This window comes from Paenibacillus woosongensis (genome assembly GCF_009725165.1).
In the GTDB taxonomy this organism is placed as follows: domain Bacteria; phylum Bacillota; class Bacilli; order Paenibacillales; family Paenibacillaceae; genus Fontibacillus; species Fontibacillus woosongensis.
Genome location: NZ_WNZW01000013.1, coordinates 57,367 through 71,499, shown reverse-complemented (window position 1 = coordinate 71,499; position 14,133 = coordinate 57,367). Strand labels below are relative to the sequence as shown.

Sequence of the window (14,133 nt, the reverse complement as noted above, 5' to 3'; positions counted from 1 at the left end):
ATACAAAATAGGCGGGAAATTTGCTTCCGCTTTGTTTTTCTATGTAGAATAAATAGAAGCAAACATTACGGGAGGGTGCGGATTGAAGAAAATTCCTTTTGTTCTGCATGGCTTTGGTACAATCGCGAAGACGCATATCGTTGCGCTGCGGACACTGCCAGTTCTTAAGAAAACTCCATTTGTGCCGGTGCTGGACACATTAGTGACACGGAGACCGGATTTACATACAGAGCAAGCCTTAGCCATGGGTTTTGCGCACATAACGGATGACATCGAGGAAGCGGTTAGCCGGGAATCGGTGGCTGCAGTCAGCGTATGTACTCCAAATGCCCTGCATCCCGAGAGTATTCGGGTGGCTGGCGCTGCGGGCAAAGCACTTTACTGCGAGAAGCCGATTGCCGATAATTATTATGAATCCGTGCAAGCGGCGGACCAATATCCCAAGCATTTAACGGCACAGGTTGCGCTGATGTTCCGCTATCACCCGGCCGTTCAGCGGACTTCCGAGCTGCTGCGGCAGCAGAGCATCGGCCAGGTGCTGCAATGTAAAATATCTTATCTTCGCTCCGGCTATCTGGATCAGGAACGCCCTTTCAGCTGGCGGGTCAGCAGCGAACTGTCCGGCGGCGGGGCCATTACTGATATTGGAGTGCATGCGCTTGATCTCATTTGCCACTGGTTTGGCGATTTGGCGCAGATCGGCGGCACAACTGAGACTTTCGTAAGCGAACGCCCCGCTCAGTCCGGGGACGAACGCAAAGTGGCTATTCAAGTCGATGATTGGGCGGCGATAAATTTTGAGACGGTTACGGGTGTCCGTGGTATGGTGGAGGTATCGCGCATAGCATGGGGAAGCGATGCCTTTGCGGTTCAGATTGTCGGTACCGAAGGAAGCATCGTTATGGATTTGGAAAAGGATGTTATCCCGCAGGTTCACCTGCTTCGAGGTGCGCTCACCCACATGCCTGAGCCTGCAGGCCTAAAACTTCTCCCTGACGCTAAGGCCACGATGGGCGTATTCGTCGATTCCCATTTTGCCGCGCTGTATCATTTCATGATGAGACTTGCCGGAGATGATGAATTTGCAGGGCTGGCGCCTACGCTTGCCGACGCGCTTCGCGTAGAGAAATACGTTGATCAAGTGCGGAAGAAGGAGTGGGAGCGTTGACGAACTGGAGAGCATATCTGATTGATCTGGACGGCACGATGTATCATGGAAATCGCATGATTCCCGGAGCTGACCAACTAATTAATGCAATGAAGTATAATGAAATTCCTTATTTATTCGTAACCAATAACTCCTCGCGTACGCCCGCTGACGTAGCAGAGCATTTACGCCAAATGGGCATACCCGCCGAGACGGAGGATGTATGCACGTCGGCTGTTGCTGCTGCTGAGTATATTGCAGGCCTGCAGCCTGGGGCTAGGGTAGCGCCGATTGGGGAGCATGGATTGATCGAAGCGTTGAAGTTGGCTGGGTTGACCATTGATTCGGAGCAGCCTGAATATGTGGTGCAGGGCATTGATCGCTCTTTTACCTATGAGAAGCTGGCTCAAGCCTCTAGGTGGATTGCAGGCGGGGCGAAATATGTGCTGACGAACCCGGATCTGCTGCTGCCGGGTCAGGATGGCCTAATGCCGGGTGCAGGGACCATCTCCGCAGCAATCGTAGCGGCTTCTGGCGCACAGCCGGTCACCATTGGGAAACCGTCGGAAATTATGATGAAGCATGCCATGGACCGTTTGGGCGTACGTCCTGATGAGACCGCGGTAATTGGCGATAATATGTATACGGACATCTCAGCTGGAGCCCATGCGGGCTGCGGCACCATACTGGCGTTGACCGGGGTGACGACCCGCGGCAATTTGTCTGAGCTTCAAGCAAAAACCGGAGTGAGGCCGGACCAAATTTGCGACAGCTTGGCCGATGTTCAGTCTCTGGTCGTCAGTTCGCTGGAATCAACAAGATAGGTTTAATGAGATAGAGAAGGGAAAGATGACAATGCCGGAACTGCCGGAAATGGATAATTATCGAATTCAGCTATCCAAGCATATTTTGGATTTGCCTATAACAAGAATCGCAATTCACCGGGAGAAGTCGGTAAATCTGGAGCCTGAAGCCTTTACGAATGCTTTGCTGGGCAGACAAGTTATATTTATTGAGCGGCGCGGCAAACATTTGCTGTTTCATTTGGACAACGGCCGCCGTCTCTTGCTTCATTTGATGCTTGGCGGACTTTTGTACTTGGGCAGTTCGGAGGACCAGCCTAGCCGCAGCACGCAAGTCGAGATTTCGTTCGAAGGTGGCATGGTGCTGTATTTTATCGGCCTTAGACTAGGTTATTTGCATTTGCATACCGCAAAGGAAGCGGAGGAGCTGCTGTCGGGTTTGGGCCCGGAACTGCTCGACCGGAAAATGAACGAAGGGAAGTTCAAAGCGATTTTCAGCAAGCGACGGGGCAGCCTGAAGACCGCGCTCGTAAATCAGGAAATCGTTGCCGGGATCGGCAACTGCTATGCCGATGAGATCGCCTACGCGGCCGGGTTGCGGCCATCCGCCAAGCTGCAAAATATGAGCGAGGACGATTTGTCTGCGCTATATCAGGCGGTTCGCGACGTTCTGATCCACGCTACCGAAGCCGGGGGCTATATGGAGCTTCCGTTAACAAAAGATGACAAGCTTACAGGCGGTTTCAATGATTTATGCCAGGTGTATGACCGGGAAGGGGAAAAATGCTACCGCTGCGGGGACGAAATCGTCAAAGCCGAAATTGCCGGCAAAAAGGTTTTCTACAGCCCGGGCTGTCAGCATGACCGCTAAGAAGCCAATCGTCGGCGGGCATCTCAGCATCCGCAGCGGATATGCGGGAGCCGCACAACTCGCGATTTCGTCCGGTGCAGGCGCGTTTCAGTATTTTCCAAAAAATCCGAGAAGCTTGTCGGTGAAAGATTTTGACCGCCAGGATGCCGAGCGCTGCCGCAAGCTGTGCGAACAATACGAAATACTGTCCGTGGCCCATACTCCCTATCCGAGCAATTTGGCGGTCGATTTGCATGCAGCGCCTGAGCAGTTTGCAAGAACCGTTCACTCGCTGCGGAATGATCTTGAAATTGCAGAAGCATGCGGATCTATGGGAATAATTGTTCATTTTGGCACATTTAAGACTGGAAACCCCTTACAAGGTTATCAAAATATTATACAATGTATAAATAAGGTGCTGTCCGGCTGGGAAGGCAATGCTAAGCTGCTTATTGAGAATCAGGCCGGGGACCATGGGGACATGGGCATGACCTTGGAGGAGCTGGTTCAGATCCGTAAGCTGTGCCAATCGCCGGAGCACATCGGCTTTTGCCTCGATACCTGCCATGCCTTCGCTTCGGGAATGTGGGTCGGGGAAGCTGACGATATCTTTGCCCGCAAAGCGGCCGAATTGGATTATTGGAGCGGATTAACCGTAATCCATCTCAATGATTCCAAATATCCAGCACACTCACGAAAAGACCGGCATGCCCGGGTTGGGTCGGGTTACATTGGCGAAGGGGGCTTCCGCAAGCTTTTGCAACTCGATCAGGTGCGGGGAATACCATGGATTTTCGAGAGTGAGAAAGGCGAAGATGGGACCTATAGAGAAGATATGGAACGGGTTAGGCGGTGGGTGAAAGCCTGGTGCTGAAATTCCGCGGGAAAGGACGAAGAACATTGATTCATGTGTATATGGATGATTTGCGGCGTTGTCCCTCAGGATTTACGTTGGTTAGGACCGTCGATGAGTGCATAGAGCTTCTGCGGATTTCCGAAGTCGACATCCTGTCGCTGGATTACGATATGGGGCCGGGCGAGAAGACGGGGGCCGAGGTAGCAGCGGCCATCGCGCGGGAAGGATTGTATCCTAGAGAAATATTCTTGCATACATCAAGTATGGCCGGAAAAAAAAGCATGTACGAAATTTTGTACCAGAACAAGCCGGAGGGCGTTATTTTGCATAATGGGCCGATTCCATTTGAACGCCTGGATGAAATCGAGAGCATGGCTAGAAGAAGCGCCCGCAAATAGATGAGTTCACTTTAAGGCCGTGCTGGATGGCGGCCATTACTTCTGGGGGTTTTACGTTGAGTAATCAAGATATTTCATTGAGCGGATCAGGTGAGGCGACAAGCGCGGAGAGCCAGTGGATCTGTACAGCCAATCACGGCTTTGCGCCGTATGCACAAGAGGAGCTTCGCCGATTATTCGGTGCGGTGAAAAGTACCGTACTGATACCAGGAGAAGTGCTTCGCGTAACGCTGCAGGAACCGGCAGACCGAGTGATTGCTGCGACTTCAGAAAGGCCGCCTGTGTTTCTGAGACATTTATTCCAAATCGATTGGGAATGGAGCGGACTCGGACAAGATGAGTTTGCGGAGGGAATAGAGAAGCTGGCGGCAAAGGCGCTTTCCGACCAGCGGCTCAGAAATGCGGCAAAAATTGCTGTACAGCCTAGGAAAACTGAGAATTCGCTTTGGAGCGGTCCCGCAGCAGAGCTAAAAGATCTGATCCAAGGCAAATTAAGCGGTTTGAACGCAGACTTCGTCGTTCGCGATGCGGAATATATCCTCTCGGTATTCGTAGGGAAAGAGTCACTCTATGCCGGAATATCGCGACCGGCTGATAATATTTCAGACTGGAACGGCGGTGCTGTGCGCTTTCAGCGGGAGGAAGGGCAGATATCGCGGGCGAAATTCAAGCTGCTTGAGGCGGAGCTGGTCTTCGGCGTTGATTTTACAGCATTTCGCGAGGCGCTGGATATCGGAGCCGCTCCCGGGGGCTGGACTTCATTTCTGCTAGAGCGGGGACTTTGCGTGACGGCGGTGGATCCAGCCAAAATGCACCCATCGCTTCTGAATGCTCCGAATTTAACCATACTTAGAAAAAATGCCGGCGAAGTGAAGCTTCGGGAGCATCAGTTCGATTTGCTGGTCTGCGATATGAGCTGGAGCCCAAAGCTGACGGCGAAGCTGGTTAGCGATTTACTGTATACATTGGCGCCCGGCGGAACGGCCATCGTTACGGTCAAGCTGCTGAGCAAGAAGCCAATGGCTCTTATTCAAGAGGTGATCGGTATGTTTCAGGAGTGTCGCCTGCAGGTACAAAGGGCGAAACAGTTGTTCCATAATCGGGACGAAATAACACTATATATGATTAAATATTAATAACATTAATTAAAAGAGCGGCAAAAAGGGACTTTACAAAACGCCGTTCGATCACGTATACTGATTCCAAAATTATACAAAATGCCAATGAAGGGAAAGTATCCCATGATTATGCTCGGCGAGACCGGGCATCAGCATGGATGCTTTCTCTTTTTTTGTGCGTGGAAGGAGGTTTTCACTTGCCATTGATCGAGGTGCTGGCCGACGGCGAAATCATTGCAGACAGATATAGAATTGAACGCATGATTGGAGCAGGCGGCATGAGCCGGGTCTATTTGGTATCTGATCTGAAGCTGCCTGGCAAAGCATGGGCGATGAAGGTAGTTGCCGCAGCGGCGCATTTCAATATTTCTTTGGAAGAGGAGGCAGCGCTGCTAATTGCATTGGATCATCCTAGATTACCAAGAATCATTGACATCTCTAGACCGTCCGAAACGGGGCACTTGTACATGATTATGGACTATGTAGAAGGAGAGCATCTAGACCGCTACGCGGAAAGGCAAGGAAGTGATTTGACCCTGCCTTCATTAATATCCATCGGTCAGCAAATTTGCGAAGGTCTCCAATATTTGCACAGTCATGAGCCGCCGATCATCCACCGGGATTTGAAGCCTGCCAATCTGCTTGTGGACCAGCATGGGGAAATTAGGTTTATCGATTTTGGAATTGCCCGGAGATACAAGGAGGATCAGGCGGAGGATACGGTGTTAATCGGTTCGGCAGGCTTTGCGGCCCCAGAGCAGTATGGGGGCAGGCAAAGCGATTGCCGGACGGATCTATATTCCTTAGGAGCGGTTCTCCTTTACCTCGGAACGGGGGGAGCACACAGTGTTTGGTCCGAGGAGGCGGCAAGCGTAATTCGCAGAAATGGTTATGCGCGATTGCTTCCTGTTTTGCAGCGCCTGCTGCAGGCCGAACCCCAGGACAGGTACCCATCGGCGATAGAGACTAGCCGGGCGTTATCACTGATTGCGGGGAGGAGAGAATACGAGCAGGCGGGGCGCCCACAACGCTGCAGCGTGATTGCAGTATTGGGCGCGAGTCCGGGAATTGGGGTTACACACACGACAATAATGATCGCACATGCGTTAACCCGATACTCCAAGCGTGTGGCTGTCGTTGAGATGGAGGCGGGCGCAGCAGCCTTTACACAGCTTGCCCAGGCGGTTACAGGACGGGCGAAATCGAGGGCGGATCATGCTTCTGTGCCGCGGCGGTTTCGAATTCATGCGGTCGACTATGTCCGTCATCCGTCACGAGCTGAGTGGATCGAACTGCTTGCTGAAGGATATGAGTTCGTGATCTGCGATCTTGGTTCAACCGGACGAAAGGAATTGATTGAGGAATTCTCGCGAGCTGATTTGCCGATCCTCGTCGTTTCCGGGGCTGAATGGCGGGAGGAGGAGGCGGTAAGCTTCGGGCTACGGGTTGGCGAAGCTATTCGGCGCAAATTGGTCTGCTTCATTCCCTTGGGCGGGAGGGGGGCGCAGCGCCGGCTTCGCAAGCATTTAGGCACCGATCGGGTGTATGAGATCGCTGAGGAGAGCGATCCATTTGAGCCAGGTCAGGCGATGGTGGGCGAATTGATGAAAATATGTTATCCCGAGGCAGTGAAGAGTTCTCGGGTAGAAGTGACGGGCTTTGGCTTTAGGAGAAAACGTTGGAAAGGAAGCGGTAACTAGATGTCCAGACTGAGGCAGCGGACAAAGCAGTTAATGATTGCCGGATTAGCTGGAGCAGGAATTGTTGGTCTCCTGTTTGCCGGTTATGCCATATATCAAGCGAGGCAGGTTCATTACATTAGAACTTCACTTGTTCAAGAGTATGAAAGCAAAATTCAGAAGCTTCAAGAGGAGAAAGAACGCCGGTCGGTATCCGGATGGGTGCTTGCCCGGGACATCTCCGCAGGACATCCTATCCATTCTGAGGACTTAAGAAGAGTGGAGCTTCCCGCAGACAGCGTGCCGGCCAATTTCATGAAGTCTAAAGAAGAAATCGCCGGAAAAAGCGTTAAGATTGCCTTGACGTCACAGACGCTGCTAACACCCGGGTTATTGTACGCGGACGAGCCGACGCCCCATGATCTGCGCTGGAGGGAGATGGGCTTTGTCCAGCTTCCGGCCGCGCTTCAGAAGCATGACGTCGTAGACGTGCGCATTCAATTTCCGACTGGACAAGACTATATTCTGCTGTCCAAGAAGAAAATTGAGCAGTTGAACGGGGGCTTGGTGACGGTAACACTGAATGAAATGGAAATATTGTCCCTTTCCAGTGCGATTGTTGATGCGTATTTGCACAAGGCTTCAATATACGCGCTTGCATACGTGGAGCCGCAGCTGCAGGCAAAGGCCATCCCGACTTACCCGGCAAACAAGGCCGTCCTGGAGCTAATTAAGAAAGACCCTAATATTGTTTCACGGGCCGAGCATGCTTTATCTCATTCCACAAGGAAAATATTGGAGGCTGAGCTGTCCGTCTTGTCGCCCCAGAATGCAGCGGAATTCGCAGGGCGCCACGCCGATCGAAACGCAGAGGCAGCGTCTTCCGGCGACAGTTTCGAGATGGTGCCTAATACGTGATAAGGAGCTGATTGTGGTGGTACGTTGGATATTTGCGGGCGCTGCGGATAAACGAGATTTGCTGCTTTACATATGCAAGGTGTTGGCCTCTTCAGGACATCGAGTGCTTCTGATCGATGCCACTGATCGTGGGAAATACCGTTATGTGATCGGCGGAATTTCAGGAGGGAAGGAAATTATCGAGTTTAACGGGTTTGACTTCGTGCGGGCCGGATCCGAAATGGAGGAGCCGCAGAGCTGGGAAACTTATGATTACTGCCTGTATGATGTTAATCACTCGATTCCGGCGGGCAGGCATCTGTGGAGCGAGGCAGGGCAAGTGGTCTGGGTTGCAAGCTATGACCGTTATGAAATCGCTGGAAGCTGCGAATTTTTCAGCCGATTATTCGAGAGATGGCCGCAGCTTAGCGGGATGAAAGTACGCCCTGTGTTTACGCGGGCGATGGACACTTATGTTGATGAGCGATATGTAATGACCCTGATGGAGCAGCTGCCTATCGACTGGATGGAAGCGAATATTCGAATCCCCTTTGATGAAATCAATGTTGCCGTGCAAACGGAGAATGAGCATTCCCAAACCTTGCGCATGAACCGGATTACCCGTGCTTATAAAAGGGCGATTACCGATTTGATAAGCCAATTGGCCGGATGGGAATTCAGAACGGTACAAAAAGCGCTGCGCAAAGCGGAAAGGAGGCAGGCATGAGTAAAGTCGTTTTTTGGGACATGGGATATGGCGGCTCGGCAGAGGTCGCTGCGGCCTTTGGAGTGCAAGGGGGCCTGCACGAGAAATATCATCTGCTGCTCATGAATTGCGGAGTTGACGGTACAGGCATAGAGGAAGGATTTGCATTGCGAGATAAGGAGATGGATGGCGAGCTGGGCATGCCCGTTCAGGATCATGGCATGGAGGCGCTGATCCGCCTTGCCGAAAGCGGGCGATTGCTTCAGGCGGACATGAAGGATTACACTTATCCGCTTTTGCCGGGACGGCTCGACATGGTTAATGGCCTTAATCCGGTAGACGCCGGTGCGAGTGAGATGCTTCTTACTGCTGAACTGGGAGCGATCCTCAGTATCGCCGAACGATACTATGACATCATTGTTATGCAGTTATCCGGCGTCCATGCTCTTGTACAGAACAATTGGCTGTCTCGCAGTGAAGATACGCTTGTTGCGGTACTTCGCCAAAATCGGGTCGAACTGGATACTTTTTTTGAAATGAACGGCAGCATGGAGCGGACGGACAGCGAGAAGCCCCAAGCTATTGTCATCCACCAGTATGACGCCGCTTCGAAATGGAGCCTGCAAAATATTAAGCGCCGTTATAACTGCGAGGTGCCGATGATCGGTATTCCGTATCATACCGAGTTTAGCGATGCGTGGAACGGCCAGGATATCATCGCCTTTTTCCGGCGGTACAGATTGTTGAAGGGGCGCGGGTATGAGCGAGAGCAATTTTTATTTAGCTGTAAAGAGCTCGTTCGCCTAGCGCTTTCATCGAAGGAGCGGGCCAGCGATACCGCGCTGGACAGCAAAGTGAAAGGAGCATGACCAGTGACCCAATTTGCCAACTTGCTCGGTATATTATGCGTCCTGCTGTTGGGTATCGCCTACGTTTGGATCAAAGCCCGCTCCGCCGAGAAGCCCCCCGCCCAACCGGCATTTCATGAAGAGTCCGCTCCAATAGACACACTTGTAACCTATGTAAAGAAACAGCTTCATGAATTGAGCAGGGCTCAACTGAATGATTGGGGCATGAGCGAGGACGCCTGGCAGCGTAAGTTAAAAAGCCGTGCTGAGCTTCGAAAAGCGCTTCGGGGCTGCACCTGGGGCGACCGCGGTGATAAAAGGTACGTGAAATCCTATATTAAGGATTTGCTGATCAAGGGCTGCGGCGTCAATGAGCAGACGATCGGCAAGTATATCCCTTTCCACCATCGCGAACGGCTGACGGCCCGGGACCGCTTCGAAATTGTCTTGTATTTGTATGCTCAGCGCTTCGGCGACGAGGCTTTGGCGATGCTGATCGAGACCTATCGGCTTGATGAGCCCAAGCGGGCGAACGGGCATGATGGCGCTGCCTATTACGATATTAACAGCGGGGATATCGACGAGGTATTTTATGCCGAATACCGGGAGCTTGCCTTTCGGGAGAAGCTGGATATTCTCGTACAGCGCGTCTATCAGCAGTATAAAGGGTTTTCGGTGGTAGACGAGATTAAGGAGCAGCGGATTGACGGGTTTAGCGGGGGAGTGAACGGCATTGCTGCTATGGATGATGACTGGGATTCCGTGCGATCCCTCCCCCAGTTTGGCTGGGAAAGCCGCGAAAAAACGGGCGATGAAGACGGTCATGCAAAACCACGGATATGGGAGAGCGTCTGGATTTATTACATGGGCAAAAGTATTCGTCTGTCCTTCCTTAGTTTCGGGGAAGAGGCGGAACTCAAGCGGGTTTGCCAGAACATATATAAATACAATTTACCTGGACAGCTAACCGAGGCTAACGGATATAAGGTCAATGAAATGAAGGATGGCTCCCGGGTTGTCGTCGTTCGGCCGCCTTTTGCCGAATCGTGGGCCTTTTTCGTTCGGAAATTCGACTTGCGCAGCGCAGCGCTGGAGCAGCTTATTGTCGGGGAAGGTGCTGAATTGCCGATAGGCTTGCTCAAGTATCTGATGAAAGGCAGCCGGATTACGTCGATTACCGGCTCCCAGGGTTCCGGCAAAACGACGCTCCTAATGGCCTTGGTGAAGCACATTTATCCCATCTATACTTTAAGGGTTCAAGAAATGTCCTTTGAACTGAACTTGCGCAAGCTGTACAGCAATAGAAATATATTGACGTTCCGGGAGACGGAGTATGTGTCGGGGCAGGCCGGGCTGGATTTGCAGAAGAAGACGGACGGCACCGTGAATATACTCGGCGAAGTGGCCACCGATGATGTAGCGTCCTGGATGATTCAGATGGCCCAGGTGGCCAGCCTGTTCACCCTGTTTACCCATCATGCCAAAACGTTCCGCGATCTGATCGAATCGCTGCGTAATTCTTTGCTTAAGACAGGATTGTTTCGTGATGAACAGATTGCGGAACGGCAAGTCGTCAGCGTAATTGATTTCGATGTCCATTTGCGGAAGGATATGTCCGGCACGCGGTATATTGAAAAAATAACGGAGTGCGACCGCCAGGATCAAGGTTACCGTGAAAGGGTGGTGCTGGAATACCGGGACGGAGCATATATCCCTGTTGAGCCAATCTCTCTGAGCATGAGACAGGAAATGGCGGGAGAAATGACGGCAGAGGACAGTGCGGCTTTTGCGCGTTTTCTGGATCGTTACTGGAGGGAAGAGATTGGAGCTTAGAACAGTATTAATGTGGATTTTAATTATCTCTGTGCTGTTATGCATCGGCTTATGGGCGGCTTCTAGGCGTATCTCCAGTCTCGAATCTCTTACGGATAGCAGTCAGAGTATAGCGGCTTATGTTCGCAAGCATATCACCGCTTTTCTGCTGAGATCTTATGCCATATTTCTAAGAGTGCCTCCCCTGCGCTATTATGTCCGCAAGGTACGCGGGAAATTGTCGCTGATGCATACGTATGCCGAATTTGAGCTGCGCAGGAGAACGATGATGCTTGTTTATGCGCTCCTGCTTACTTTCGGCCCGGGCATTACCTTACTGACCTGGATGAATCCGAACATCATATTTTTCGTGACGCTATTAATTACGGCTGCGGTTTTACAGGGACTGGTCCTGGACGGTTTCGTAAATCGCCTTGAACGCAAGCTGCTGGAGCAAATGCTGGAGTTTTTTGCAGCAGTGCGCCATGCCTACCATCGTCACGGCATGATTACCGATGCGATCGACGAAGCTGCGGAAGGGCTCGGTGAGGAGATCGGTGCCCAGGCCTATCGCATCCATGAGGCCTTGACTGCACCTAAGCAGAAGGAAGCGCTGGAGCAATATTTCGAGACAGCGCCCAGCAGGTTCTTAAAGGCCTTTGCGGGAATATCCAGCTTGGTTATGGAATTCGGCGACAAGACCCCGAAGGAGGGTTCGGTGTTTTTACGGGCGGTAGCCAGCCTGACGCAAGAAATTCAACTCGAACTTATTCGCCGCACTAAACTGGACTACTTGCTGAAGGGGCTGCATGTTATCGCCCTTGCGCCTATATTTTTTACAAAACCGATCGAGATGTGGGCCAGGCGGAACTTCCCGCTCATGGATCATTTTTATTTAAGCAAAGCTGGGATTGTGCTCAAGATTCTCATTTTTTTGATCATACTGATTTCCTATATTTTGCTGCAAAAATTAAAAAATGAAGAAGATACAGCATACCGGGCTTCCGGAAGTAAAATATGCTGGGAGGCCAGGATTTACAAAATCCGCTGGGTAAGAAGCGCCGTCCAGTGGTTCGTTCCGCCTCGATCTTCGTTTTCATACTATCGGCTTACGCAATTGTTCAAGGACAGCAATCTGCAAATGAGAGTCGAATGGTTTCAACTAAGGAGGGTCGGTCTCTTTCTGGTAGGTTTCATATCGACAATTGCTCTCTGCATTGCACTGCACGTGGTCACTTATCAGCAAATCCTCAGGGAGCCGCCGCAGAGCACAATATTCTTCGGCGCGATGACGCCTCAGGAAAAGGAAGGGGCCGAGAGGCTCGCTGCCTTGGAGAAAACGGCGATGGATGAGATGAATATGTCTTCCCAGGCTGGTTATGATGCCGTTTTGAAATCCGCTGAGGCAGCCGTCGCAGCCCATGGGCAAACGCTAAGCCAAGACGAGTTGACCGCCATGGCGGTCCGGATCGTAGATAAGCTCAACAGGCTTGACCGGGAGTATTTAAAATGGTGGGAGGTTGCTGCCGCTTTGGCCGCGGGCTGTTTGTCATTCGCGATACCGCTTTGGCTGCTGTTGTTCCAGCGCAAAATGAGGCTTTCGGATATGCTCCAGGAAGTCTATCAATTCATGACGATGGTGGGAATTTTTAAAGAACTGGAGCGGATTTCAGTGGAGGAAATTTTGGAATGGCTCTATGTATATGCCGTCATTTTCAAAGCTCCGTTAGAAAAATGCCTGCTCAACTACAGTCAGGGCGGAGAAACGGCTCTACAAGAAATGAAAGCAGAAGTTGCTCTCGCAGAGTTCAGACGATTTGTGGACAAGCTGCTGCTTGCCGCAGAGAAAATTACCATTGCTAAGGCATTTGATGATCTGGAGCATGAGATGTCGTTTCAATTCGAGCGCAGGCGCTTCGATTACGAGAAATCGCTGGATACCCGGGCAGAACTCGGCCGAATGATTGGCTTTACGCCTATGTATAGCCTCGTATTCGCTTATTTGGTCATCCCGCTCATATGGATGAGCTTCAAACAGATGGATTTGTATTTCGAACATATTCAGAAATTATAACGATTTGGAGGGATAAAGAAATGAATAACGCTTCATCCGCATTAAAGGTTGCTGCCGGCATTTTCCTGACGATTGCGCTTATTACAATTGTGGTTATTTTGTTCGTATCCGCGCAAGAGGCCACCAAAACGGCGCAGAACAATTTCTCGGATATCCAGACCGAACTGTCGCAGGCCTCGTTTACGGTTTACGATGATACGACCGTCAGCGGATCACAGGTAACGAATGCACTCAGAAAATTCAAGGACCGGGAGCAATTCGGAATCCAGGTGAAGACCGGAAAAAATCAGAATGGCCAGTGGTACGGCAATATGCTTCGTGTGGGCAACCATGTTCCGATTGAAGATTTCGGAGCTGTCATTAGCGATAAGGTCGGTAACATCAACAATTCTTGGAATGAAATACTGGATGAATATGTAAATCCGAGCGGCAAGTTCAAAGCGAAAGTAGTTAAAGATAATTCGAATGTTGTGAGAGGAATTATTTTTACGCAGACGACTGTGCTCGCATCCCCTTAATAATGACATGAATAATACGCTGAAAAGCTTCCTATGGCTCCTCATTGGTTGTATGGCGTGTCTTAGCGCTTTGTGGCTTGCAGTAGATCAGTCCCGGCTGGAACAGGACGTCTTGAACCGATTAATCCCTTTTACACAAGGTCAAAAGGACAGTATCCATACTGCGATCGGTATTGAAGTGCAGGCTGAGCGGTACAGCGGAGCTGAAATCATGCACAGCTTGGGAGAACTGGCCAGACAAGGCGTTGTCGTTGAAATAGACGGGAGGATGGCGGATTTGAATGAAGCGGGCAGCGATGATTATTCTTTGCAGGATGCGGCTGTAATGAAAGCAGCAGCCCTCCTGGACTTAAAGGAGAGCTATCATGTGCTGATTGATTACGACTTCGCAGGCCGCGCGCAAAAAATAGCTTTTCAAAAGAAATAA

14 protein-coding genes are annotated in these 14,133 nt (G+C 51.1%); all 14 read left to right on the top strand.

Going from position 1 to position 14,133, the window contains the following annotated elements; genetic code table 11:
- Window positions 1–82: 82 nt before the first annotated feature.
- The 14 genes from GNP95_RS21695 to GNP95_RS21630 all read left to right on the top strand — a co-directional run bounded on the left by GNP95_RS21695 (window position 83) and on the right by GNP95_RS21630 (window position 14,133).
- A complete protein-coding gene (locus tag GNP95_RS21695) occupies window positions 83–1,168 on the top strand; it encodes a Gfo/Idh/MocA family protein (protein ID WP_155612922.1) in 1,086 nt (361 codons plus the stop codon).
- Window positions 1,165–1,971: a TIGR01457 family HAD-type hydrolase gene (locus GNP95_RS21690; protein WP_155612921.1), complete on the top strand. Its 807-nt coding sequence runs from the start codon at window positions 1,165–1,167 to the stop codon at window positions 1,969–1,971. Before GNP95_RS21695 ends, GNP95_RS21690 begins: the two co-directional genes overlap by 4 nt.
- Window positions 1,972–2,002: 31 nt before the next feature.
- Window positions 2,003–2,821 carry an Fpg/Nei family DNA glycosylase gene (locus GNP95_RS21685; protein ID WP_155612965.1) on the top strand — a complete coding sequence of 273 codons (819 nt, stop codon included), beginning with the start codon at window positions 2,003–2,005 and terminating at the stop codon, window positions 2,819–2,821.
- Complete coding sequence (locus GNP95_RS21680; protein ID WP_155612920.1) at window positions 2,811–3,674, top strand: deoxyribonuclease IV; 864 nt, start codon at window positions 2,811–2,813, stop codon at window positions 3,672–3,674. Before GNP95_RS21685 ends, GNP95_RS21680 begins: the two co-directional genes overlap by 11 nt.
- 29 nt (window positions 3,675–3,703) lie before the next feature.
- The gene (locus tag GNP95_RS21675; protein ID WP_330163563.1) at window positions 3,704–4,054 is read left to right on the top strand and encodes a cyclic-phosphate processing receiver domain-containing protein; all 351 of its coding nucleotides are present in this window, start codon (window positions 3,704–3,706) and stop codon (window positions 4,052–4,054) included.
- Window positions 4,055–4,110: 56 nt separating this feature from the next.
- Window positions 4,111–5,190, top strand: a complete 1,080-nt coding sequence (locus GNP95_RS21670; protein ID WP_230873943.1) for an SAM-dependent methyltransferase — start codon at window positions 4,111–4,113, stop codon at window positions 5,188–5,190.
- A gap of 179 nt (window positions 5,191–5,369) precedes the next feature.
- Complete coding sequence (locus GNP95_RS21665; RefSeq protein ID WP_196427279.1) at window positions 5,370–6,872, top strand: serine/threonine protein kinase; 1,503 nt, start codon at window positions 5,370–5,372, stop codon at window positions 6,870–6,872.
- Entirely contained in the window at window positions 6,873–7,769 is an 897-nt protein-coding gene (locus GNP95_RS21660) for an SAF domain-containing protein (RefSeq protein ID WP_155612916.1), read from the top strand. It abuts the gene before it with no gap.
- Between the two features lie 16 nt (window positions 7,770–7,785).
- On the top strand, window positions 7,786–8,475 hold the full coding sequence (locus GNP95_RS21655) for a hypothetical protein (protein WP_155612915.1): 690 nt from the start codon (window positions 7,786–7,788) through the stop codon (window positions 8,473–8,475).
- A complete protein-coding gene (locus GNP95_RS21650; RefSeq protein ID WP_155612914.1) occupies window positions 8,472–9,323 on the top strand; it encodes a hypothetical protein in 852 nt (283 codons plus the stop codon). Before GNP95_RS21655 ends, GNP95_RS21650 begins: the two co-directional genes overlap by 4 nt.
- A gap of 3 nt (window positions 9,324–9,326) precedes the next feature.
- The gene (locus tag GNP95_RS21645) at window positions 9,327–11,135 is read left to right on the top strand and encodes a pilus assembly protein CpaF (protein WP_330163559.1); all 1,809 of its coding nucleotides are present in this window, start codon (window positions 9,327–9,329) and stop codon (window positions 11,133–11,135) included.
- Window positions 11,125–13,188 (top strand): hypothetical protein, encoded by a 2,064-nt coding sequence (locus GNP95_RS21640; RefSeq protein WP_155612913.1) that lies wholly within the window; start codon window positions 11,125–11,127, stop codon window positions 13,186–13,188. Before GNP95_RS21645 ends, GNP95_RS21640 begins: the two co-directional genes overlap by 11 nt.
- A 20-nt stretch (window positions 13,189–13,208) precedes the next feature.
- Entirely contained in the window at window positions 13,209–13,706 is a 498-nt protein-coding gene (locus GNP95_RS21635) for an ABC transporter permease (RefSeq protein WP_155612912.1), read from the top strand.
- A 52-nt stretch (window positions 13,707–13,758) separates the two neighbouring features.
- A complete protein-coding gene (locus GNP95_RS21630) occupies window positions 13,759–14,133 on the top strand; it encodes a hypothetical protein (protein ID WP_155612911.1) in 375 nt (124 codons plus the stop codon).

What these genes read in the sequence shown, in the direction of transcription:
- GNP95_RS21630 (WP_155612911.1), top strand. Translation starts at nt 13,759, where the DNA reads ATGGCGTGTCTTAGCGCTTTGTGGCTTGCAGTAGATCAGTCCCGGCTG.
- GNP95_RS21680 (WP_155612920.1), top strand. Translation starts at nt 2,811, where the DNA reads ATGACCGCTAAGAAGCCAATCGTCGGCGGGCATCTCAGCATCCGCAGC.
- GNP95_RS21635 (WP_155612912.1), top strand. Translation starts at nt 13,209, where the DNA reads ATGAATAACGCTTCATCCGCATTAAAGGTTGCTGCCGGCATTTTCCTG.
- GNP95_RS21650 (WP_155612914.1), top strand. Translation starts at nt 8,472, where the DNA reads ATGAGTAAAGTCGTTTTTTGGGACATGGGATATGGCGGCTCGGCAGAG.
- GNP95_RS21685 (WP_155612965.1), top strand. Translation starts at nt 2,003, where the DNA reads ATGCCGGAACTGCCGGAAATGGATAATTATCGAATTCAGCTATCCAAG.
- GNP95_RS21660 (WP_155612916.1), top strand. Translation starts at nt 6,873, where the DNA reads ATGTCCAGACTGAGGCAGCGGACAAAGCAGTTAATGATTGCCGGATTA.